Genomic DNA, 21,960 nt, shown 5'->3' with positions numbered 1-21,960 from the left:
ACCAGCCGCCGGATCAGAGCCCAATCCTCCACTGAGATCACCCATCCAATCTGTCTGGGTGGCCTCGTTTTCAAGCGGGTGGTTTCCACCCATCATCGCAACAGTAGCCCGATGCTGGGGGTCGTGTTGTCCACTCGTCGTGTCGCCAAGGGGCCCGGTCGTCGACCGCAATCGGCCAAACGTGAGCAGTTCATGCGGCTGCTGTCCAAGGACTGGCCGGTGGCCGCGGCCCGCCGAGAGGTTGGAGTGAGCCGGACCACGGGGAACCGGTGGAAGAACGGTTACAACCTCTACCGCCGCAGCGAGCTGGTCGGCTTCGTCGCGGCACTGGACCCGGCGGTGGAGCGGACGATCTCGCCACGGTTCTTGTCCGGGAATGAGCGTGTGGAGATCGCCGACCGGCTCCGGGCGGGCGAGTCGATCCGGGCCATCGCGGCGGCGCTGGGCCGGGCGCCGTCGACGGTCAGCCGGGAAATCCGTCGCAATGGCCGCGGCGACGGCACCTACCGGCCGTTCGAGGCCCACCGGGCCGCTGCCGGCAACCGGCGCCGTCAGCGATCCGCGCGGATCGGGGCCAACCACGAGCTGCATGCTCGAGTCGCCGAGCTCCTGAGCCAGCGGTGGAGTCCGCAGCAGATCTCCCGTGAACTGCGGGCACGGTACCCCGATAAACCGGCATGTGGTTGTGTCCAGAGTCGATCTATCGGGCGATATACCAACCGAATTCCTCTCTGAGCCGGCTCCCCCTGGGGCGCCCCGGGGCCCGCTCACCCTTGCGGACCGGACGAGACCACCGGCGCGCCCAAGTGCGTTCGGGGCAGCGTCGGCGTCGGTTCGCCACCACCATGACCTCCATCCACCAGCGCCCGTTCGCGCCCGAGGACCGTTCCGAGGCCGGGCACTGGGAAGGCGACCTGATCGTCGGGCCGGCGCATCGCTCCGCGATCGGGACCTTGGTCGAACGGCAGTCTCGCGTTGTGAAGCTCATCCACCTCGAGCGCGCCGACTCGTTCACCCTTCACCAGGCGCTGGTGCGCGAACTGGCCGCTCTGCCCAAGCGTCTCCTGCGCTCGATCACCTGGGACCAAGGCACCGAGATGGCCGCCCACGAGAAGATCGCAGCCGACCTCGGCGTACGGATCTACTTCTGCGACCCGTGCTCGCCCTGGCAGCGGCCCAGCAACGAGAACACCAACGGCCTCCTACGCGACTACTTCCCCAAGGGCGCCGACCTGTCCATCCACACACGCGACGAGCTGCTTCGGGTGGAAGCGGAACTCAACATGCGACCCCGAGAAGTCCTCGGTCACCGGCCACCCGCTGAACTCTTCGCCACCCTGCTAGCCTCCCCAAACCATCTACTGTTGCGATGATGGGTGGAAACCACCGCGTCGCTATGGCCTCGTTTTCGAGCGTCGTCGACAGTAGCGTTCGATCGCGGAGGCGGCGACGTAACCGCCGACCTTGATGCACGGTCCGCAAGCGGCCGGCACGGATCTTCCCATAGAGGACCGAACGACTCATACTCAGCACCGCCATGATGTCGACGGTGCTGTAAAGCGCACGATCGGCGACAACGCAGGACTGGCTGGAGCCGGGGCTCAGCGGACGTGACCCGAACACCGTGACCACTTGCCACATCCTCGCCGAGCGCCACATCATCCCGAGCTGGGACGGCGACGGCCCGCCGGGCTCTCATCGGAGGACGTCCGCCTGTGGCTGCAGCGCAAGGCCGAGTATCTGAGCAGGTCGACCCTGCAGCGCCTGCTGTCGATCCCGCGTCGCCGTAACCTAACGCTGCCGCAACGGGCGGGCGATGCTCTGAGGCGTCACAAGGAGCAGCAGCGCGCCTCGGTTGGCAGGGGCTGGAAGGAGGACCAGCTGGTCTTCACCAGCCGCACCGGCACGGCACTTGATCCCCACAACGTGCGGCGGTCGCTCCGCGCCGTCCTCGATGCGGCTGGTCTCGGCGCCAAGGCTCGGGCCCCTCGCGAGCTGCGGCACAGCTTTCTCTCGATCCTCTAGGACTCCGGCGTGGCCATCGAAGACATCGCGCGCCCCGTCGGCCACCGCGGCACAGTCGTCCGGGCAACAGAACAGACGGCCCTGTTCAGCGCTTCCGCTAGTCAGGGCCGTCTGGTGTTCGGTGGAGCTGAGGGGATTCGAACCCCTGACCCCTTCCATGCCATGGAAGTGCGCTACCAGCTGCGCCACAGCCCCGGATCTCCCGAGTGGGATGCCCCCCGAAGGGGACTGCGGAAGTGTACCCAGTCACCCACCCGATCCACCAAATCGCGAGTTGACTCACGTCAACTGCCCGCGTGATCGGGTCGTTGACTCGTTCGAGGATGCCCGCGTGCGGACCATGACGGGATGGAGCTCACGTTGGCGGCGCGTCGACAGATCACCCAGGCCAAGGTGGACAGGTACGGCAACGGCACGAAGGCCGAGAAGTCGCTGGTGCTGGACGTGATCTGCCAGGTCACCGGCTGGCATCGTGGCCACGCCCGCAAGGCGTTGCGGCATCTGCTGGCGGGGGCCACGCCGCCGCGGCCGCGCGTCCGGGCGCCTCGGTACATGAATCGGTCAGGCCCCGCCCCACCGCCGCACCTGGCCACCGGCGCACGGTCCTCAGGCAGAGGCGTTCCACGTCTGGATCCGCCATCCCGACTCCGCCTCCACGACCTCGGCCCAGTGACAGTTGCCGAACCCGCCGAGCACGCGCCAGGCCGTAAGCCTGTCGAGGTCTACGAGCTCCGCGATGACGACCCGCCCCGTCACCCCGTGGGTCGCCACGACGGCGGTCTCCCCCGGTCGGAGGCGGACCAGCAGCTCGTCGAGGGCACTGCGCACCCGATCGGCGACGTCCGACAGGGACTCCCCGTCCACGCCCCGCCGGAAGTCCTCCCCGCGCAGGTGCGCATCCCGCTCACCTGGGAACTGCGCATGCACCTGCGCAGCCGTCATGCCGGCCCACTGGCCTACGTGGATCTCCCTCCAGCGCGGGTCGTAGGTGATCTCGATGCCGCAGGCCTGTGCCACCTCGGCGCCCGTCTCGGCAGCGCGCCGCAGGTCGGAGGCCACCACGACGGAGGGGCGGTACTGCCCCAGCGCGGCCGCGGCCACACGAGCCTGCTCCTGGCCGACCTCGGACAGCTCGCTGTCCAGCTGGCCCTGCCAGATCCCGCCCGCGTTGTGATGGGTCTGACCATGCCGCAGCACGATCACCCGGCGGCGGGGGCGCGAGCCGGAGGACGCTGCCTCCCCGCTCATGCGTCGCGGCGCTTGGGCACCCCGAGGTCGATCTCGGGACAGTCCTTCCAGAGCCGCTCGAGCTCGTAGAACTCCCGCTCCTCGTCGTGCTGCACGTGCACGACGATGTCGCCGAAGTCGAGCAGCACCCAGCGCCCGTCGCGCTCGCCCTCTCTGCGGATCGGCTTGGCTCCCTTGGCGCGCAGCTGGTCCTCCACCTCGTCGACGATGGCGCCGACCTGGCGGTCGGTGCTCGCGGACACGATCACGAAGACGTCCGTGAGAGCCAGCTGCTCGCTGACGTCGATACCGGCGATGGTGGTGGCCAGCTTGTCGTCCGCGGCAGTGGCGGCCGTCTTGGCCAGGTCGAGGGATCGTTCGGTTGCGGGCACTGCGCTCCTACGTTCGAGCCGGTGTGCCGGCCGGGACCCCGACGGCATACAGGCGGTACTTGTTGATGTACTGGACCACCCCGTCCGGGACGAGGTACCAGACGGGTTCGGTGCGGGCCACACGGGCGCGGCAGTCCGTCGAGCTGATGGCCATCGCAGGCACCTCCTGCAGGGTTACGCGGTCGGCGGGGAGGCCGGACTCGGACAGCTCGTAGCCCGGTCGCGTCACGCCGACGAAGTGCGCGAGCCGGAACAGCTCCTCCGCGTCCTTCCAGGACAGGATCTGGGCCAGTGCGTCGGCGCCGGTGATGAAGAAGAGCTCCGCATCCGGACGTTCGGACCGCAGGTCGCGAAGCGTGTCGATCGTGTACGTCTTGCCGGGCCGGTCGATGTCGACGCGGCTGACCGTGAACCGGGGGTTCGAAGCCGTCGCCACCACGGTCATGAGATAGCGGTCCTCGGCCGGGCTCACCTGGCGCTCGTCCTTCTGCCACGGCTGACCGGTGGGCACGAACACGACCTCGTCCAGCCCGAAGAGGGCCTGCACTTCGGAGGCGGCCACGAGGTGACCGTGGTGGATCGGGTCGAACGTCCCGCCCATCACTCCGAGCCGCATGGTCAGCGGTGGCTGCCCATGTGCTCGGTGTGGTGGCCCTGGTCGCCGTGGTGTCCCTGAACGCGTCCCGCCGCAACCTTGGAGGCGGTCCCCCGGAACGCCCACAGCACGCCCAGGAGAGACAGGAAGCCGATGAACGCCAGCAGGCCGAAGACGACCGAAGGCATCGGCAGCTCACGGGTCTGCTCTTGGGAGGCGGCGAACACGGTGGCCAGAGACGACGACATGCAGCCAGCCTACCGGTCGCCCCAGCGGCAGCACGCCGGCCTTCGTGGAGCTGCGGGACGCAGCCGCCCTGCTCCCGTCCACTGATCCCGTCCACCGATTCTGTGCACAGGGTGTGCACAAGCTGCCGCCCCGAGCACGCCCGCATGTGGAGAACCGTGTGGGTAACCGGTGGAGGAAAAGTGGCGTCGCAAAGGCCTTGCGGGCCGGTGGATGCGGGCACTAGAAATCTCTCACGCGCTCCGGTCGGAGGGCCGAGAAGGGGAGACCCGGACGGTCGTCAGGCGGGAGCACAGGTCAGCCGGATAACGGCAGGACCGCCTTGACCGGGTCAGCCCGGACGAGGTCCCACGACCCTCGGGTGGTGGGTCCGCGGGCGACGCCGCGGAGGGACGCCGGGCCCGTTGACCAGACCGCATCGGCCTGGGTGCGCCGGCTTGCCGGAGCATCCAGGACGTCATCGTCGCAGTGGCCACAGGCCCGGTTCGCCGGGCAGGTGGGCGGTCGACAGGCGCAGGTTCGAGAGCCGGTTCGCCGGCTGGAGGACCCGCACCGAACCGTGGGCGTGAGCGCCGCTTCGGCGGCGCTGATCCCGCGGCGCGAGGCCCGGACGCCACCTCGGTGGCCGAGGGTCCCGCACCCGGAGGTCGTCACCGGCCGGTCCGCCGGCCGCCGTGCCGCGCCTCCACCAGAGGGCCCCTCGAACTCATACTTCGAGGGGCCCTCGCCTTTTGCGCGACGCCCGCGACTGGGCGGCAGCACGGGCAGGCCCGCCATCCATACCCCGGCCGCCGTCGGCGCATACCCGGTCGTCAGGAACGAGCACCTACGCTTGGCTCCATGAGGTCCGTCGCGCCGGAGCTGAGCATCGTCATCCCCGTCTACAACGAGGAAGACGTCCTCCCCCTGCTCGTGCAGCGTCTTCGCCCCGTCGCGGACAGCCTGAAGGCGCCGTACGAGGTACTCACGGTCGACGACGGCAGCACCGACCTCACCGCCGCCGTGCTTGAGAGGCTGCGGCGGGAGTGGCCGCAGCTGCGGGTGGTTCGGCTACGGGCCAACGCCGGTCACCAGGCCGCGATCTCCGCGGGCCTGGCCACGGCCCGCGGCCGGTACGTGGTCACCCTCGACGCCGATCTGCAGGACCCTCCGGAGGTCATCCCGGAGATGCTTCACGTCGCGCAGCAGGGGAACGCGGACGTCGTGTACGGGGTGCGGACCGACCGCTCCACCGACTCCGCGTTCAAGCGCCTCAGCGCGCGGGCCTTCTACCGCCTGATCCGTGTCCTGTCGGGCACCCACGCGGAGGTGGACGCCGGCGACTACCGGCTCATGTCCCGGGCCACCGTCGACGCCATCAACGCTCTACCTGAGCACAACCGCGTCCTGCGGTTCGTCGTACCGGCCCTGGGGTTCCCCTCCGCGTCGGTGTCCTACCGGCGCGAGGAGCGCGCCGCGGGCAGGTCCAAGTACCCGCTGGCCGCCATGCTGCGCCTCTCGCTGGACAGTGTCACCGGCTTCTCGACCGCTCCCCTGCGGTTCGCGACCTGGCTCGGCCTGCTCGGCGGAGTAGCCGCGCTCGGGCTCCTCGCCTATGCGCTGGTCGAGATGTTCCTGGGGCGGACCCTGCCGGGGTGGACCTCCACGGTCGTCGCCGTCACTGGGGTGGGAGCCGTCCAGCTGCTCTGCGTGGGGATCCTCGGCGAGTACGTCGGGCGGATGTACGCCCACCTTCAGGGAAGGCCTTCCTACTTCGTGGCCTATGACTCCTCCGGCGCACCGCTCACCGCAGAGGGCGAGCTTGCGCCAGCAGAGTCACGCCAGGCATAGCGTGCACCGGTAGGTAGCGCTCGAGCGTCACGATGCCGCGGAGCCCGAAGTTGACCACGGGATGGAGCGTCTCCAGGTCCGACCCGGTGGACGTCCGCCGCCGGAGGGCGACGACCGGGCGCAGGAGGACGTTCCACGAGCTCAGCGACGTGAGCTCGAAGCCGCCTCGCTCGAGCAGGTCCCGGAGCGTCACCCTGGTGTAACGGCGCACGTGGTCGACGGCCACGTCGTGCTCGGACCACAGTCGCGGGTCCGCCGGCACGGCCACCAGGAAGCACCCGTCCGGTCGCAGCGCCCTCCTGACCTCCGCGACGGCGGTGTCGTGGTCAAGGATGTGCTCCAGGACGTCGAACGCCACGACCAGGTCGAGGCTGTCGTCCTTCACCGGCAGCGCGGTGGCGTCGCCACGCAGCACCGACAGCCCCCGCTCCGCCGCCACCTCAGCGCCGTCGGCGCCATACTCCAGCGCCGCCACCGACCAGCCGGCACGCTGCAGGACCCGGGTGTTGCCTCCGCCGGCGGCCCCGATGTCCACTGCGGTCCCCGGGGCGAGGCCCGTGATGGCTCGACCGAGCAGGTGTCGGCGCTCGCGGTACCACCAGTGAGCGTCCTCGAGTGCGGCCAGCTTTCGGACCTCGGTGCCTTCCACGGGGCCTCATCCTGCCATGACGCGCAGCCGCCGCAGCACGCCCAGCGCCTGATCGCAGCCCGCGCCGGCTCGGCTCAGGCTCGCACCTGACCGTCGCCTTCCACGATCCACTTCGTGGTCGTGAGCTCGGGCAGCGCCATGGGGCCTCGCGCGTGCAGCTTCTGGGTCGAGATCCCGATCTCGGCGCCGAACCCGAACTCGCCCCCGTCGGTGAACCGGGTGGACGCGTTCACCATCACCGCGGCGGCGTCCACCTCACTGGTGAACCGCCGTGCCGCAGCACGGTCCTCGGTGACGATCGCCTCGGTGTGCCCGGAGCCGTACGTCCGGATGTGCTCCAAGGCCGCGTCAAGGTCCGGCACCACCCGCACGCTCAGCTCGAGGGCGAGGTACTCGGTGGCGAAGTCCTGCTCGGTCGCCGCGACGTGCGGCACCCCGGCTCGCTCCGCGGCCTCTCCCGATGCGTCGTCCGTGTGCAGCAGCACCCCGGCTCCTGAGAGCTCCGCGAGCACCTTCGGCAGGAAGTCGGCTGCCACCTGCTGGTGGACCAGCAGCGACTCGGCGGCGTTGCATACGCTCGGCCGATGCGTCTTGGCGTTCACCGTGATCGCCAGCGCCTTCTGGAGGTCGGCTGCCGCGTCGACGTACACGTGGACGTTGCCCACCCCGGTCTCGATCACCGGCACCGTGGACTCGGTGACCACCGTCTGGATGAGCCCGGCGCCGCCCCTGGGGATGATGAGATCGACGAGTCCTCGGGCGGTCAGCAGGGCCCGCACCGCGTCGCGGCCGCCTTCGAGAAGGGTGACCGCGTCGGCGGGTAGGCCCTGGCCTTCGAGCCCCTCGCGCATGACCCTGACGAGTGCACGGTTCGTCGACTCTGCCGCCGACCCTCCACGCAGGATCACCGCGTTGCCCGACTTCAGCCCGAGCCCGGCGGCATCGACCGTCACGTTGGGCCTGGCCTCGTACACCATGCCCACGACGCCCATCGGCACCCGCACCTGCCGGATCTGCAGGCCGTTGGCCAACGTGGATCCCCGGACGACCTCGCCCACCGGGTCGGCGAGCGCCGCGACGTCACGCAGTCCTTGCGCCGCCGACGCCACCCGCTCGGCGTCCAGGGCGAGCCGGTCCAGCAGACCCTGCGCCATCCCGGCCTCACGCCCGCGCGCGAGGTCCTCCTCGTTGGCGGCCACGATGTCGTCGGTGAAGGCCTCCAGCCGGTCGGCCAGCACGCGCAGGGCGGCGTCCTTGTCCGCACGCGACAGCTGCGCGAGCCGTCGCGAGGCGGTTCCGGCGGCGCGGGCGGTGCGGGCGACGTCCTCCACTACCGTGGGGTCGATCTCAGCCATGGTCCAAGGGTATGCCGCGGTGCCACAGCGCCGGGACGTCGCTCCGCCACCCGGACGGTGCACTCCACCCGGACGGTGCACTCCACCCGGACGGTCCGCTCCCTGGGGCCGGCCCCATGCCCGGCTGGTTGAATGCACGACGTGAGCATCCTGTCGATCCAGTCCTCGGTCGCCTACGGCCACGTCGGCAACAGTGCCGCCGTCTTCCCCCTGCAGCGCCTCGGCGTCGAGGTGTGGCCGGTCCATACGGTCCACTTCTCGAACCACACTGGCTACGGCCAGTGGCGGGGACCGCTGCTTGCGGCCGAGGACGTCCGCGCCGTGATCCAGGGCGTCGAGGAGCGCGGTGCGTTCGAGGACGTCCAGGCCGTGCTCTCCGGCTACCAGGGCGGGGAGGACATCGGCGATGTCATCCTCGACGCCGTGGCGCGTGTGAAGGAAGCCAACCCCGGCGCCATCTACGCGTGCGACCCGGTGATGGGCAACGCCAAGAGCGGCTGCTTCGTCCACCCCGCCATCCCCGTCCTGCTGCGCGAGCGGGTGGTACCTGCGGCCGATCTCATCACGCCCAACCAGTTCGAGCTCGGCTACCTCACGGGCACGGAGCCCAGAACCGTCGAGCAGACCCTCGAGTCGGTCGAGCTCGCCAGGCAGCTCGGTCCGTCGAAGGTCCTGGTGACGAGCGTGGAGCGGCCCGACGCGCCGGAGGGAACGATCGAGATGGTGGCCGTCACCGACGACGGCGCGTGGATGGTGCAGACGCCGCGACTACCGATGAAGGCCAACGGCTCCGGCGACGTCACCGCGGCGCTGTTCACTGCTCATCTGCTCGAGACCGGTGACCCGTCGCTCTCCCTGGCCCGCACCGCCAGCAGTGTCTTCGACCTCCTGCAGACGACCCTGGACTCCGGCCGCCGCGAGCTGCAGCTGGTGCAGTCGCAGGAGGCGATCGCCAGCCCCCGCATGCAGTTCGACGTCATACCCCTCCGCTGACCGCCACCCCATCCCCCCACCGGACTCACCCTTTTGTGGCGTGTCGGGCCTGGAAGACCTCGACACGCACAAGAACGTGAGTCTGGTCGGGAAAGCGGCGAGGGGTCAGAGGAGCACGAGGTCGTCGCGGTGAACGACCTCCCGCTCGTATTGCGGCCCCAGCTCTTTGGCCAGCGCGCGGGTCGAGCGGCCCAGCATCGCCGGCAGATCGCCCGAGGCGTAGTTCACGAGGCCGCGTCCGACGACCCGTCCCTGGGGGTCCGTGAGGTCTACCGGGTCGCCGTCCGAGAACGTCCCCTCGACGGCGGTGATCCCCGCCGGCAGCAACGACGTGCGGCGTTCGGTGACAGCCCGGACCGCACCGGGGTCGAGCACGAGCCGGCCCCGTGGGGTGGTCGCGTGGGCCAGCCACAGCTTGCGAGAGGTACGCCGCGAGCCGGAGGGCACGAAGACCGTGCCGACGTCCTCGCCTGCCAGGGCCTGACCCAGCTGGGACGCGCTCGTCAGCACCGTCGTGATCCCCGCCGCGTTCGCGATCGCTGCTGCCTCCACCTTGGTCACCATCCCGCCGCTGCCCACCGAGGACCCGGTGCCGCCGATGGTCACCTCGTCCAGTCCGGCGCCGCCCACGACGACGGGAACCCGTCGTGCGCCCGGCCGCGTCGGCGGCCCGTCGTACAGGGCGTCCACGTCGGTCAGGAGCAGCAGGCCGTCGGCATGGACCAGATGGGCCACGAGCGACGCGAGCCGGTCGTTGTCGCCGAACCGGATCTCCTGGGTGGCCACGGTGTCGTTCTCGTTGACGATGGGGACGATGCCCAGCTCGAGCAGCCGGTCGAGCGTCCGCTTGGCATTGGTGTAGTGCGTCCGCCGTGTGACGTCGTCGGCGGTGAGCAGCACCTGCCCGACGGTGAGCCCGTGGGCCCCGAAGGCGCGCTGGTACGCAGCAACGAGTGCTCCCTGCCCGACACTGGCGGCCGCCTGCTGGGTGGCCAGGTCCTGGGGACGGCGGGCCAGGCCAAGCGGCGTGATCCCGGCCGCGATGGCGCCCGAGGAGACCAGGACGACCTGCTGCCCGGTCAGGCGCCGCGCTGCCAGCGTGTCGACGAGGGCCTTCAGGCTGTCCTCATCCAGCGATCCGCCGCCAGCGTGGGTGAGCGACGACGAGCCGACCTTGACGACGAGGCGCTTGGCGCCAGCCACGTCACGCCGCCGTTCGGCCGCGGTCACGTCTGTGCGTCCTCGTCCTTCGCCGTGGCCCAGTGCCCGGCGCGGCGCTCGGCCGCCAGCTCCTCGCGGGCAGCGCTCTTGGCGGCTCGACGCTCGGCGTAGTCGGCCCGTTTGTCGTCCCGCGTCGGCCGGGAGGCCTCCTCCAGGCGCAGGTCGGTGCCTCGGGCACCGAGCAGCTCGGCACCCGCGACGAGGGTCGGCTCCCAGTCGAAGACGACGGCGTTGTCCTTGGGGCCGATGAGGACGGTCGCACCCGCGACGGCCCCGGCAGCGAACAGCGCCTCCTCCACCCCCGCCCTGCCGAGACGGTCGGCGAGGTAGCCGACCGCCTCGTCGTTGGAGAAGTCCGTCTGCCGGACCCAGCGCGTCGGACGCTCACCCTCGATGCGGAAGACCTCGCCGTCGGTCGTGTCCTCTCGCACGATACGGAACCCCGTGTCGTCGACCGCCTTCGGACGTATGACGAGCCGCGGCGGTACGGCGGTCGCCGCCTCGATCTCCGCCCGCGCCTGCGCGACGTGGCGCGCCATCGCGAAGGTGAGCTCACGCAGGCCGGTGTGCGCGACTGCCGAGACGACGAAGACCTCTATCCCGCGCGACTCCAGGTCTGGCCTCACCAGATCCGCGAGCTCGCGTGCCTCCGGCACGTCCGCCTTGTTGAGGACGACGATGCGGGTCCGCTCGGAGAGCGGACGCCCGCCGAGCGTCTCGTCCGGGACGTACTGCGCGAGCTCCTGCTCGATGACCTCGAGGTCCGTGAGCGGGTCGCGTCCTGGCTCCAGCGTCGCGCAGTCGATGACGTGCACCAGCACGGAGCACCGCTCGACGTGGCGGAGGAACTCCAGCCCGAGGCCCTTACCCTGGCTCGCCCCCGGGATCAGGCCCGGTACGTCGGCGATGGTGAACCGGCCGTCCCCGGCCTGGACGACACCGAGGTTCGGCACCAGCGTCGTGAAGGGGTAGTCGGCGATCTTGGGCCTCGCCGCGGAGAGCACGGACACCAGGGAGGACTTGCCGGCCGACGGGAAGCCGATCAGGGCGACATCGGCGAGCGACTTCAGCTCCAGGATGATGTCGAGGACGTCCCCCGGCTCGCCGAGCAGCGCGAAGCCGGGAGCCTTGCGACGAGTGGACGCCAGAGCCTTGTTCCCCAGGCCGCCGCGACCACCCTGGGCGGCGACGAACTCGGCGTCCGGCTGGACCAGGTCCGCGAGCACCGCACCGGACGCGTCCTTGACGACGGTCCCCTGCGGCACCGGCAGGACAAGGTCGGTGCCGTCTGCGCCGTTGCGCTCGTCCCCGGCACCGGGCTTGCCGTTGGTCGCCTTCCGGTGCGGGTGGTGGTGGTAGTCGAGCAGCGTGGTGGCCTGCGGGTCGACCCGTACGATGACGTTGCCGCCACGGCCCCCGTTGCCACCGTCCGGGCCGCCGAGCGGCTTGAACTTCTCGCGGCGCACCGAGGCGACCCCGTGCCCCCCGTCCCCCGCGGCGACGTGCAGCACGACGCGGTCGACGAACGTGGTCATGGAACTCTCGATTCTGTGGTCTGGCGCCCGTCCCCGAGTCTAGGTGGGGACGTGCGGAGGGGGCGGGCCAGTGTCAGGCCCGCCCCCTCCGGGGGTGTGCGCGTGGCCGGGCCGCGCGCATACCGAAAGATCAGCCGGCGTCCGCGGTCTCCACCGGGACGATGTTGACCACGCGACGGCGGCGCCTCGTGCCGAACTGCACGTTGCCGGCGACGAGCGCGAAGAGCGTGTCGTCACCGCCACGGCCGACGCCGTCACCGGGGTGGAAGTGCGTGCCGCGCTGGCGGACGAGGATCTCGCCCGCGTTGACGAGCTGGCCGCCGAAGCGCTTCACGCCGAGGAACTGTGCGTTCGAGTCGCGACCGTTGCGGGTCGAGGACGCACCCTTCTTGTGTGCCATGTCAGTACCTGCCTATGTCTGAGAAGTCTGCGAGTGTGGCTCAGGCGTCGATCGCGGTGATCTTGACCTGGGTCAGGTGCTGACGGTGGCCCTGACGCTTGCGGTAGCCGGTCTTGTTCTTGTACTTCATGATCGTGATCTTGGGACCCTTGGCGGGCTTCACGACCTCGGCCTTGACGGACACCTCGGCGAGCTTGTCGGCGTCACTCGTCACGGTCGGGCCGTCGACGACCAGCAGGGGCGTCAGGTCGATGCTGTCACCGGCCTGGGCACTGACCTTGTCGATGATGAGGACATCGCCGACCGAGACCTTCTCCTGGCGACCACCAGCGCGAACAATCGCGTACACGTGGAACTCTCTTTCGTACTTTCGGAGGCACGCGCTCTCTGTCTGGACCGGCCAGCAGCTACCCGCGTTCGAGTGACCCAGCGGGGGTGACTCGGTGGCGGACGCCGGACGGTGGGCGCACCGAGGAGACACGATACCGGCCCCGGGGTCCTGCGGCCAAACCGGTGGCCGGGCGGCCTACGGACGATCGGCGCCCGTATGCCGCGCCGCTCAGGCCTGCTCGCCGGACGGCTCCGCGGCAGCGACAGAGCTGTGGTCCCCGGCGCTCCCGCGCGGGGGTCCAGCCGGAGCCACGACCCGGGCGCGCTTGCGCCGCCTCGGTGCCACCGCGGTCGCGGCCAGGCCGACGGGCTGCAGGACAGGCGCGACCGCGGGGGGCTGCGCCGCCAGAGGCGCAGGCGCCTGCGAACCGGTCGGCACCACCGCCGGAGCCTGCGAACCGGTCACCGCCGGCTCGCCTCCATCCCCGGACGTGTCCGCTGACTGGTTCTCAGCGTCTCGGGCCTGCCGGTCGACCTGGGGGCCGTCGTGCCGGTCGACGTGCGGCCCGGCGTGCTCGTCGGTGAGCTCGGCAGTCGGCTCGTTGATGAGCTCCTCGGCGGGCTCGTGAGTGGGCTCGCCATGGTGGTCGGCGGCCGACTTGAGGGCCGCTGCGTGGGCCGCGGCCGCGATCTGCGCCGGCGTCGGTCCCGAGTGCACGGGCGGCGCAGGCTCCGAGACGCTCGCGGCGGGCTCCGTCGCGGACCTGCCGCGGCGGCCACGGTTCCCGCGCTGCGCCTGCCCGGCACCGTTGCCACCGGAGCCGGCGTTCTCCCGCTGGTCGCGGCTGTCCCCGCCGGACGGCTTGTCGACGGGGTCGGCATGGACGATGATCCCCCGGCCCCCGCAGTGCTCGCACGTCTCCGAGAAGACCTCGATGAGGCCGGACCCGACGCGCTTCCGCGTCATCTGGACGAGGCCCAAGGAGGTGACCTCCGCCACCTGATGCTTGGTCCGGTCGCGGCCCAGGCACTCGAGCAGGCGGCGTACGACGAGGTCGCGGTTGCTCTCCAGCACCATGTCGATGAAGTCGATGACGATGATGCCGCCGATGTCCCGCAGCCGCAGCTGGCGGACGATCTCCTCGGCCGCCTCGATGTTGTTCTTGGTGACCGTCTCCTCGAGGTTGCCGCCAGAGCCGACGAACTTGCCCGTGTTGACGTCGACGACCGTCATGGCCTCGGTCCGGTCGATGACGAGCGAGCCACCCGAAGGTAGCCAGACCTTGCGGTCCATGGCCTTGGCGATCTGCTCGTCCACCCGGTAGCGGGTGAACAGGTCCTCCGGCGCGGTCCACCTCTGCAGCCGGCCGGCAAGGTCAGGCGCGACGTCGCCGAGGTACTCGCTCACCTCCGCGTACGCGTGCTCACCGGCCACGACCAGGGAGGTGAAGTCCTCGTTGAAGACGTCGCGAATGACGCGCACGGTGAGGTCCGGCTCGCCGTGCACCAGGACCGGTGCGCCGCCCTTGGCCTTCGCCTTCGACTCCGCCTTGGCCTTGATCTTCTCCCAGGTGGCAGTGAGCCGCTCGACATCGGCGCGCAGCTCCTCCTCGCTGGCGCCCTCGGCCGCCGTGCGGACGATGACACCCGCGCTGTCCGGCACCACCTCCTTGAGGATGCTCTTGAGGCGAGCCCGCTCGGTGTCGGGCAGCTTGCGCGAGATGCCGGTCATGCTGCCCTCGGGGACGTACACCAGGTAGCGTCCGGGCAGCGAGATCTGGCTGGTCAGGCGAGCGCCCTTGTGACCGATGGGGTCCTTCGTCACCTGGACGAGCACCGGGTCGCCAGACTTCAGGGCGTTCTCGATCCGCTTGGGCTGGTTGTTCTCCAGCCCAGCGGCGTCCCAGTTGACCTCACCGGCATACAGCACGGCGTTGCGGCCCTTGCCGATGTCGACGAAGGCCGCCTCCATCGACGGCAGCACGTTCTGGACCCGGCCCAGGTAGACGTTTCCGGCCATGGACGCGTTGGTCTCGCGGGACACGTAGTGCTCGACCAGCACGTCGTCCTCGAGGACGCCGATCTGGGTGCGGCCTTCGCGCTCGCGGACCACCATGACGCGCTCGACGCTCTCGCGCCGGGCCAGGAACTCCGCCTCGGTGATGATGGTGCGGCGGCGCCCGGCCTCGCGGCCCTCCCGCCGGCGCTGCTTCTTGGCCTCGAGCCGGGTGGACCCCTTGACGCTCTGGGGCTCGTCGCGCTCGCGGCGTGCCTCCCGCACCCGAGTGACGGTGCCGGGCGGGTCCTCGGACTCACCCGACGCGCCGCTGCGGCGCCGGCGGCGCCGACGACGGCTCGACGGGCTCTCGCCCTCGGAGTCCTGGTCGTCGTCCGCCTCGGCCGCCACGCCCTGGGCGTCACCCTCGGCCGTGGGCTCGCTGTCCTGTGCGGTCGTGTCGCCTTCGGCGTCGCCCGCCCCGCGTCCCCGGCCGCGGCCCTTGCCGCCACGGCGACGTCGGCGGCGGCCGCCCTCGGCAGCGTCCCCATCGTCGTCGGGTTCGGCAGGCTCGGAAGCCTCGGTGGACGCGGGGGAGCCAGCTGACTCTGGGATGTCTGCGTCGCTCACCGGCTCCACGGGCCCTTCGGCGGCGGAGGCACGGCCACGCCCACCGCGGCGGGGCCGCCGGCTGGGCTGCCCGCTCTCCTCGGTGGCGATCGGCTCCTCGCCTGCCTCGTCAGGGACGGTCTCAGTCTTGCGAGCGCGGGAGCGGACCGGTGTGGCCGCCGCGGGGTCGGGCGCCTGGAAGAGCACCCCGAAGCTCGGCACGGCGGGGATGTCGCCCTGCGCCGGTTCGTCGTCGGTGGTGTCGTCGTCGCCGGTGGTGTCGTCGTCGGCGTCGTCGTCGGCGGTGGCTTCCTCGTCGTCGGCGTCGGCGAGGCTCTGCGCCTGTGGCGCGCCACGGCCGGTGTCCGTGACGCCCTTCTCGTCATCCCGCAGGAGGTCCGTCACGAGCGCGGCATCGCTGTCCGCCTCGTGGACCTGCTCCGAAAGGGCACCGGAGACGTCGGAAACCTCGCCGGGACCCTCGACTCCTTCACCGGCCCTCTTCGTGGCTGCGGCGTTCGTGCCCGTCGCCTTCTTGGCAGTGGCCTTCTTGGCAGTGGCCTTCTTCGCGGGGGCCTTCTTGGCGGCGGTCTTCTTGGCGGCGGTCTTCTTCGCCGCCTTCTTGGCGACCGGGGCTTCGATGTCCGCAACGGACGGCGCCGGGTCGCTCGCCGCGCCGGTCTCCGTCCCTGCCGGCGCGACGTCCGGGGTTGCCGCCGGCGCCGAGGCCTTCTTGGTGGCACGACGAGCACGCTTACGAGCGGGGGCGGGCGCGGAGTCGTCGGCCCGCTGAGCAGCAGACCCCTGGTCGGCGGGTGCCAACTGAGCAGCAGACCCCTCGTCGGCGGGGGTCGTCTGGTGGGTGGTCGCCTTGTCGGCAGGCGCCGGAGCGTCGGCAGATGCAGCGCCCGGGGTGGTGAAGAGGTCTTCCGTGGAGGCCATCGTGGCGTCCTTCCGTCACCCACGCGGCGAAGGCCACACCGAGCGCCCGGGGGCGCTCCGCTTGCCACGTGGTACGCGGTTGCGCGTCGTGTCGGCGGCGGGGGTGCCGTCGACGCGGAAGTCGTTGGCTACGCCCGCCGAGGCTCGCGCAGGTCGCGCGGCACCGCGTCAGGCGCCGTCGCCGTCCTTGTCGGCAGCCAGTGGATCAGCCACCCCAGCGGTTGCGGGATGCAGCGGGCCTTGCGCCAGCCGGGTCACCAGGGGTGGTGTCGGCGGTGCCAGCTCCGTCGCTGCTCGCAGCGCGGTCAGAACGTCGTCGGGGCGTACGGCCGGTGTGGTGTGCCGTACGACCACCCGCAGTATCGCACAGTCGGGCCGTGGCGACGGCTCCACGTCCAGCGACACGACGGCGGACCTCACGTCGAAGGTCTTCGGCCCGGTCTTGAAGACGCGCGTCACCTCTGCCTTCTCCAGCGCCAGGAGCTCCTGGACGGCCCTGCGAAGCTCCTCCGGCCGGACTCCCCGGAAGTCCAGGACCCAGTCGCTGCCCTGCAGCCGGTCGGCGAGGGCACCAGGGGCCGCCTCGACGACCTCCAGGACGTCGAGCCCGTCGGGCAGCGCCTGGTCGAGCGCGACGCGCACGGACTCCGGGTCCACCCGCTCGGTCACCGAGATCTCGAAGTACTCCGCCTCGCTCGCCGTACCTGTCGGCGCCGCGTTGGCGTAGCTGATCTTCGGGTGCGGATGGAAGCCCGCGGAGAACGCCATGGGCACGTCGGCACGACGCAGCGCACGCTCGAGCGCACGCTGGAAGTCGCGCGTCGAGGAGAACCGCAGCCGGCCTCTCTTGGCGTAGCGGACCCGAAGCTTCTGGACTGCCGGCTCGGGTGCCGGACCCTCGGGGACGCGCTGACGAGCCATGACACGAGCGTAAGGGGAGCCACGACGGAATCAGCACTTGGCTGCCGCGCTCGCGCCGGTGCCCCTACGGTGCAGCCATGGCGCATCTCGACCGTACCAACCTCGCAGCCCTCCTCGACGCCGAGCAGCAGGCCTACACGGCCACGCACCCTGGGAGCGAGGAGCTCTTCGCCGGGGCGGGGAACCTCTTCGGCCGCGTACCGATGACCTGGATGAACATGTGGTCCGGTGGCTTTCCCCTGTACCTGGACCGAGCGCACGGGAGCTCGGTGACCGATGTCGACGGGCACGAGTACGTCGACTTCGCCCTCGGCGACACCGGGGCCATGGCGGGCCACTCCCCGGCGCCCACCGTCGCAGCGGTGCAGCGACGGATGGCAGACCTCGGCGGAGTGACCACGATGCTGCCGACCGAGGACGCGCAATGGGTGGGCGCCGAGCTGGAGCGCCGCTTCGGGCTGCCACTGTGGAGCTTCACGCTCTCCGCCACCGACGCCAACCGCTGGGCCATCCGGCTGGCCCGCCTGGTGACCGGCAAGCCGAAGATCCTGGTGTTCGCGTACTGCTACCACGGTTCGGTGGACGAGGCCTTCGCCCTGCCCGGTCCGGACGGCACCGCCAGGAGCCGGCCGGGCAACGTCGCGCCACCCGTCGCCCTCGACCTCACCACCCGGGTGGCGACCTGGAACGACCTTGCCTCGGTCGAGGCAGCCCTCGCGCACGGCGACGTCGCGGCCGTTCTCACCGAGCCTGCGCTCACCAACATCGGGATCGTGCTGCCTGATGAGGGCTTCCTCGCGGGCGTGCGCGACCTGGCCACCGCGTATGGCGCCCTCCTCATGGTCGACGAGACGCACACCTTCTCGGCCGGCTGGGGCGGCGCGACCCGGGAGTGGGGCCTGCGCCCCGACCTCTTCGTGATCGGGAAGTCGATCGGAGGCGGCATCCCGGCCGGCGCCTACGGCCTCACCTCGGAGGTGGCCGACGACGTGATGCGGCATACCCGGTCCGGGGAGGCGGACATCGTGGACGTGGGAGGTGTGGGTGGCACGCTGGCCGGCAACGCGCTCTCCCTGGCCGCCATGCGCGCCACCTTGGGCGAGGTCCTCACACCCGAGGCGTTCGAGCACATGACAGCACTCGCGACGGCCTTCGCCGAGGGCGTCCAGCACACGGTCGACGCGCTTGACCTCCCGTGGTCGGTCGCCCGGCTTGGCGCCCGGGCCGAGTACCGCTTCACCCGGCCCGCCCCGCGGTCCGGGCAGGAGTCGGCGGCCGCGGCGGACGCCGACCTCGATGCCTACCTGCACCTGGCAATGTGCAACCGCGGCATCCTGATGACGCCCTTCCACAACATGGCGCTCATGTCCCCGCAGACCTCTCGCACGGATGTCGAGCGGCACACGGAGGTCTTCCGGGACGTGGTCACCACGCTGCTGCGGTGACCGCAGGGTCTGCCCGCGCGCGACCGCTCGGCGCAGCCCGGCACCATGGGCGATGACACGGGGCCAACCCTGCGCGTACCTTCGAAAGTTGACCACTTCAGGGTGAAGCGGCCTGGGCGAGAAGCGGAGGGTTGACGGTGTTCATCCAGATCATCCAGGGCAAGTGTCGTGACGCCGGGGAGATGCGCCGGCTCAGCGACGAGTGGCGCGAGCAGATGGGAGCCACCGCGCAGGGTTGGCTCGGCGGGACCTACGGCATCACCGACGACAACGAGTTCGTGGGCATCGTGCGGTTCGAGAGCCGCGAGGCGGCGGCGCGCAACTCCGCCCGTCCGGAGCAGGGTGAGTGGTGGCAGCGTATGGAGTCCTGCCTCGACGGACCCGCGACCTTCCACGACTGCGACAACGCGATGATGTTCCTCGACGGCGGGTCCGACGAGGCCGGCTTCGTCCAGGTGATCCAGGGGCGGGTGAGCGACCCCGAGCGCTTCCGCCACTTCATGGAGCAGCCCATGGACATGCTTCACGAACAGCGGCCCGAGATCATCGGCGGCACCATCGCGATGGAGCCCGACGGCTGGTTCACCGAGACGGTCGCCTTCCGCAGCGAGGACGAGGCGCGGCAGGGTGAGCAGAAGGAGATGCCTGAGCAGGGCCGCCAGGAGTGGGCCGACGAGATGGCCATGATGCAGGACGTGAGGTATCTCGACCTGCACCACCCGTGGTTCGCCACCGCGCCGGCCTCGCACGCGACAAGCGGGTGATCTGCAGGGCCGGACAGTAGAGACCGCGGACAGACATATGCCGTCCGCTCGCCCCGAGCGCGTAGCCCGAGCGAGCGGACGGCATACCCGGAGGCTCTCCGCACGAGCGCATCCGGGAGGCGTCAGCGAGCTGGTGAAGGGGGCCCTCCCGCTGACGCAGGCACTGTGTTCGGCTCTGAACCGGCACCCGTCCTACAGGTCCAATTCGACAACGGGACGGGCCCTCGTCCCGATGACATATGTCACCGGTTTGATGTGAGTTCCCTGAATGCGGCGCGTTCCGTTGTCGGCGTTGCGTTTTCAGTGCCGCTTGTCAGTGCTGCTTGTCGGTGCTGCTTGTCGGTGCTGCTTGTCGGTGGTGCCTCTCAGTGCTGGTGCACCAGCAGGTCCTTGCGTCCCGCGCCGAGGACCGTCAACGGCAGAAGCGTCTTGCCCGTCGGGCCGACCTCGATCTCCGTGCCGAGCTGCGGACATACCCCGCAGTCGAAGCACGGCGTCCAGCGGCAGTCGTCGACCTCGGTCTCGTCCAGGGCGTCCTGCCAGTCGGTCCAGAGCCATTCCTTGTCGAGGCCGGAGTCGATGTGGTCCCAGGGCAGGACCTCCGCCTCGCTCCGCTCCCGGGTCGTGTACCAGGCGACGTCGACGGGCTCGTCGGCCAGTGCCACCTCCGCGGCGCCCATCCAGCGCTGGAAGGAGAAGTGCTCGCTCCAGCCGTCGAACCTGCCACCCTGGCGCCAGACCTCCTCGATGACCCGGCCCACCCGGCGGTCACCACGGGACAGCAGGCCCTCGACGATCCCCGGCTTGCCGTCGTGGTACCGGAACCCGATGGACGAGCCGTAGCTGCGGTCGGACCGGATGGCCTCACGCAGCTTCGCCAGCCTGGCGTCCGTCTCCTCCGCTCCCAGCTGGGCGCACCACTGGAACGGCGTATGCGGTTTGGGCACGAACCCGCCGATGGACACCGTGCACCGGATGTCGCGTCGGCCACTGACCTGGCGCCCGGTCTCGATGACCCGCTTGGCCAGCTCCGCGATCTGAAGGACGTCCTCGTCGGTCTCCGTCGGCAGCCCGCACATGAAGTAGAGCTTGACCTGCCGCCAGCCGGCGCCGTACGCGGCAGCGACCGTGCTGATCAGGTCGTCCTCGGAGACCATCTTGTTGATGACCTTGCGGATCCGCTCGCTTCCGCCCTCGGGCGCGAAGGTGAGCCCCGACCGCCTGCCGTTGCGGGTGAGCTCGTTCGCGAGGTCGATGTTGAAGGCGTCGACCCGGGTGGACGGCAGGGAGAGGCCGGTCTGCGTCCCCTCGTAGCGGTCGGCGAGGCCCTTGGTGATGTCCGCGATCTCCGAGTGGTCGGCAGAGGACAGGGACAGCAGCCCCACCTCCTCGAACCCGGTTGCTGCCAGGCCGCGCTCCACCATCTCGCCGATGCCGGTGATGGACCTCTCGCGGACCGGGCGGGTGATCATGCCCGCCTGGCAGAACCGGCAGCCTCGCGTGCAGCCACGGAAGATCTCGACCGACATACGTTCGTGGACGGACTCGGCCAGCGGCACCAGGGGCTGCTTGGGGTAGGGCCACGCGTCGAGGTCCATGACCGTGTGCTTGGACACCCGCCATGGCACGCCGGAGGCGTCGGACCGTGGGGCCACGCGTTGGATCCGACCGTCGGGCAGATAGGACACGTCGTACAGCGATGGCACGTACACCCCACCTGTGCGGGCGAGTCGCAGGAGCAGCTCGCGGCGACCGCCCGGGCACCCCTGCGACTTCCAGGCACCGATGAGGTCGGTCACCGCAAGCACCGCCTCCTCGCCGTCTCCGACGATGGCCGCGTCGACGAAGTCGGCGATCGGCTCGGGGTTGAAGGCAGCATGCCCACCGGCGACGACGAGCGGGTCCCGCTCCGTCCGGTCGGCGGCGTGCAACGGGATGCCTGCCAGGTCGAGGGCGTTCAGCATGTTCGTGTAGCCCAGCTCTGTCGAGAACGACACCCCGAGCACGTCGAAGTCGCGAACGTCGCGATGCGCGTCCACGGTGAACTGCGGTACGCCGGACGCGCGCATCAGCGCCTCCAGGTCCGGCCACACCGCGTAGGTCCGCTCGGCCAGGGCGTCGGGCCGCTCGTTCAGCACCTCGTAGAGGATCATGACGCCCTGGTTAGGCACTCCCACCTCATAGGCGTCGGGATACATGAGCGCCCACCGCGTGGTCAGCTCCTCGCCGCCGGGGCCCAGACCTGCGCAGTCCCACTCCTTCACCGTGGAGTTGAGCTCTCCGCCGACGTACTGGATCGGCTTGGCGACCTGATCAAGGAGAGGCTCCAGAGCAGGGAAGACCGTGGTTCCTGGGTTGCGCTCCATGATGGCTCCAGGGTAGCCCGCGAGCTGCTGTCGACCGAAAACGTCGCGCCACTGACCGGCCGGGCCCGCCCCTAGACGTGCGTTCGAGCCACGACGCAACCACCTCGGCGGCACGAACC

The 21,960-nt window shown here is 70.6% G+C and carries 18 protein-coding genes, 1 tRNA gene and 1 pseudogene; 6 read left to right on the top strand and 14 right to left on the bottom strand.

The window, feature by feature from the left end:
• Nucleotides 1-123 precede the first annotated feature (123 nt).
• Both PHA84_RS20255 and PHA84_RS20250 read left to right on the top strand, forming a co-directional pair.
• A pseudogene (locus tag PHA84_RS20255) lies at nt 124-1,373 on the top strand (IS30 family transposase).
• A gap of 259 nt (nt 1,374-1,632) precedes the next feature.
• Nucleotides 1,633-2,025, top strand: a complete 393-nt coding sequence (locus tag PHA84_RS20250; RefSeq protein WP_270889950.1) for a hypothetical protein — start codon at nt 1,633-1,635, stop codon at nt 2,023-2,025.
• Nucleotides 2,026-2,147: 122 nt separating this feature from the next.
• Here PHA84_RS20250 and PHA84_RS20245 read toward each other — a convergent pair.
• From PHA84_RS20245 to PHA84_RS20225, 5 genes are all read right to left on the bottom strand, one after another.
• A tRNA-Ala gene (locus PHA84_RS20245) sits at nt 2,148-2,220 on the bottom strand.
• Between the two features lie 411 nt (nt 2,221-2,631).
• Nucleotides 2,632-3,273 (bottom strand): histidine phosphatase family protein, encoded by a 642-nt coding sequence (locus PHA84_RS20240; RefSeq protein WP_270889949.1) that lies wholly within the window; start codon nt 3,271-3,273, stop codon nt 2,632-2,634.
• Nucleotides 3,270-3,644, bottom strand: coding sequence for a ribosome silencing factor (gene rsfS / locus PHA84_RS20235; RefSeq protein ID WP_270889948.1), 375 nt, complete (start codon nt 3,642-3,644; stop codon nt 3,270-3,272). The genes PHA84_RS20240 and rsfS overlap by 4 nt, the downstream gene beginning before the upstream one ends.
• A gap of 7 nt (nt 3,645-3,651) precedes the next feature.
• Entirely contained in the window at nt 3,652-4,260 is a 609-nt protein-coding gene (gene nadD, locus PHA84_RS20230) for a nicotinate-nucleotide adenylyltransferase (RefSeq protein WP_270889947.1), read from the bottom strand.
• 2 nt (nt 4,261-4,262) lie between these two features.
• Nucleotides 4,263-4,487 carry a hypothetical protein gene (locus tag PHA84_RS20225; RefSeq protein WP_270889946.1) on the bottom strand — a complete coding sequence of 75 codons (225 nt, stop codon included), beginning with the start codon at nt 4,485-4,487 and terminating at the stop codon, nt 4,263-4,265.
• Between the two features lie 838 nt (nt 4,488-5,325).
• Here PHA84_RS20225 and PHA84_RS20220 point away from each other — a divergent pair.
• Nucleotides 5,326-6,315 (top strand): glycosyltransferase family 2 protein, encoded by a 990-nt coding sequence (locus PHA84_RS20220; RefSeq protein ID WP_270889945.1) that lies wholly within the window; start codon nt 5,326-5,328, stop codon nt 6,313-6,315.
• Here PHA84_RS20220 and PHA84_RS20215 read toward each other — a convergent pair.
• On the bottom strand, nt 6,269-6,964 hold the full coding sequence (locus PHA84_RS20215) for a class I SAM-dependent methyltransferase (protein ID WP_270889944.1): 696 nt from the start codon (nt 6,962-6,964) through the stop codon (nt 6,269-6,271). The two genes, PHA84_RS20220 and PHA84_RS20215, sit on opposite strands and share 47 nt — an antisense overlap.
• Before the next feature lie 74 nt (nt 6,965-7,038).
• Nucleotides 7,039-8,319, bottom strand: coding sequence for a glutamate-5-semialdehyde dehydrogenase (locus PHA84_RS20210; RefSeq protein ID WP_270889943.1), 1,281 nt, complete (start codon nt 8,317-8,319; stop codon nt 7,039-7,041).
• Nucleotides 8,320-8,460: 141 nt separating this feature from the next.
• Between PHA84_RS20210 and pdxY the strand changes: the two genes are divergently transcribed.
• Nucleotides 8,461-9,312, top strand: a complete 852-nt coding sequence (pdxY, locus tag PHA84_RS20205; RefSeq protein WP_270889942.1) for a pyridoxal kinase PdxY — start codon at nt 8,461-8,463, stop codon at nt 9,310-9,312.
• 105 nt (nt 9,313-9,417) lie between these two features.
• Here pdxY and proB read toward each other — a convergent pair whose 3' ends face one another.
• From proB to PHA84_RS20175, 6 genes are all read right to left on the bottom strand, one after another.
• Nucleotides 9,418-10,542, bottom strand: a complete 1,125-nt coding sequence (proB, locus tag PHA84_RS20200) for a glutamate 5-kinase (protein ID WP_270889941.1) — start codon at nt 10,540-10,542, stop codon at nt 9,418-9,420.
• On the bottom strand, nt 10,539-12,068 hold the full coding sequence (gene obgE, locus PHA84_RS20195; RefSeq protein WP_270889940.1) for a GTPase ObgE: 1,530 nt from the start codon (nt 12,066-12,068) through the stop codon (nt 10,539-10,541). The genes proB and obgE overlap by 4 nt, the downstream gene beginning before the upstream one ends.
• 130 nt (nt 12,069-12,198) lie before the next feature.
• Entirely contained in the window at nt 12,199-12,468 is a 270-nt protein-coding gene (rpmA, locus tag PHA84_RS20190) for a 50S ribosomal protein L27 (RefSeq protein ID WP_270889939.1), read from the bottom strand.
• 40 nt (nt 12,469-12,508) lie between these two features.
• Nucleotides 12,509-12,817: a 50S ribosomal protein L21 gene (rplU, locus tag PHA84_RS20185; protein WP_270889938.1), complete on the bottom strand. Its 309-nt coding sequence runs from the start codon at nt 12,815-12,817 to the stop codon at nt 12,509-12,511.
• Between the two features lie 210 nt (nt 12,818-13,027).
• Entirely contained in the window at nt 13,028-16,345 is a 3,318-nt protein-coding gene (locus PHA84_RS20180; protein ID WP_270889937.1) for an Rne/Rng family ribonuclease, read from the bottom strand.
• Between the two features lie 168 nt (nt 16,346-16,513).
• Complete coding sequence (locus PHA84_RS20175) at nt 16,514-17,266, bottom strand: TIGR03936 family radical SAM-associated protein (RefSeq protein ID WP_270889936.1); 753 nt, start codon at nt 17,264-17,266, stop codon at nt 16,514-16,516.
• Nucleotides 17,267-17,343: 77 nt separating this feature from the next.
• On the opposite strand from PHA84_RS20175, the gene PHA84_RS20170 reads away from it, so the two are divergent.
• Both PHA84_RS20170 and PHA84_RS20165 read left to right on the top strand, forming a co-directional pair.
• Nucleotides 17,344-18,711, top strand: a complete 1,368-nt coding sequence (locus tag PHA84_RS20170; protein WP_270889935.1) for a transaminase — start codon at nt 17,344-17,346, stop codon at nt 18,709-18,711.
• A 137-nt stretch (nt 18,712-18,848) separates the two neighbouring features.
• On the top strand, nt 18,849-19,475 hold the full coding sequence (locus PHA84_RS20165; RefSeq protein WP_270889952.1) for a hypothetical protein: 627 nt from the start codon (nt 18,849-18,851) through the stop codon (nt 19,473-19,475).
• A gap of 365 nt (nt 19,476-19,840) precedes the next feature.
• Here the strand turns inward: PHA84_RS20165 and PHA84_RS20160 are convergent, their stop codons facing one another.
• On the bottom strand, nt 19,841-21,841 hold the full coding sequence (locus PHA84_RS20160; RefSeq protein WP_270889934.1) for a TIGR03960 family B12-binding radical SAM protein: 2,001 nt from the start codon (nt 21,839-21,841) through the stop codon (nt 19,841-19,843).
• Nucleotides 21,842-21,960 lie beyond the last annotated feature (119 nt).

It is taken from the genome of Pedococcus sp. 5OH_020, from assembly GCF_027812955.1.
In the GTDB taxonomy this organism is placed as follows: Bacteria; Actinomycetota; Actinomycetes; order Actinomycetales; family Dermatophilaceae; genus Pedococcus.
This window is presented reverse-complemented; position numbering and strand designations above follow the sequence as displayed.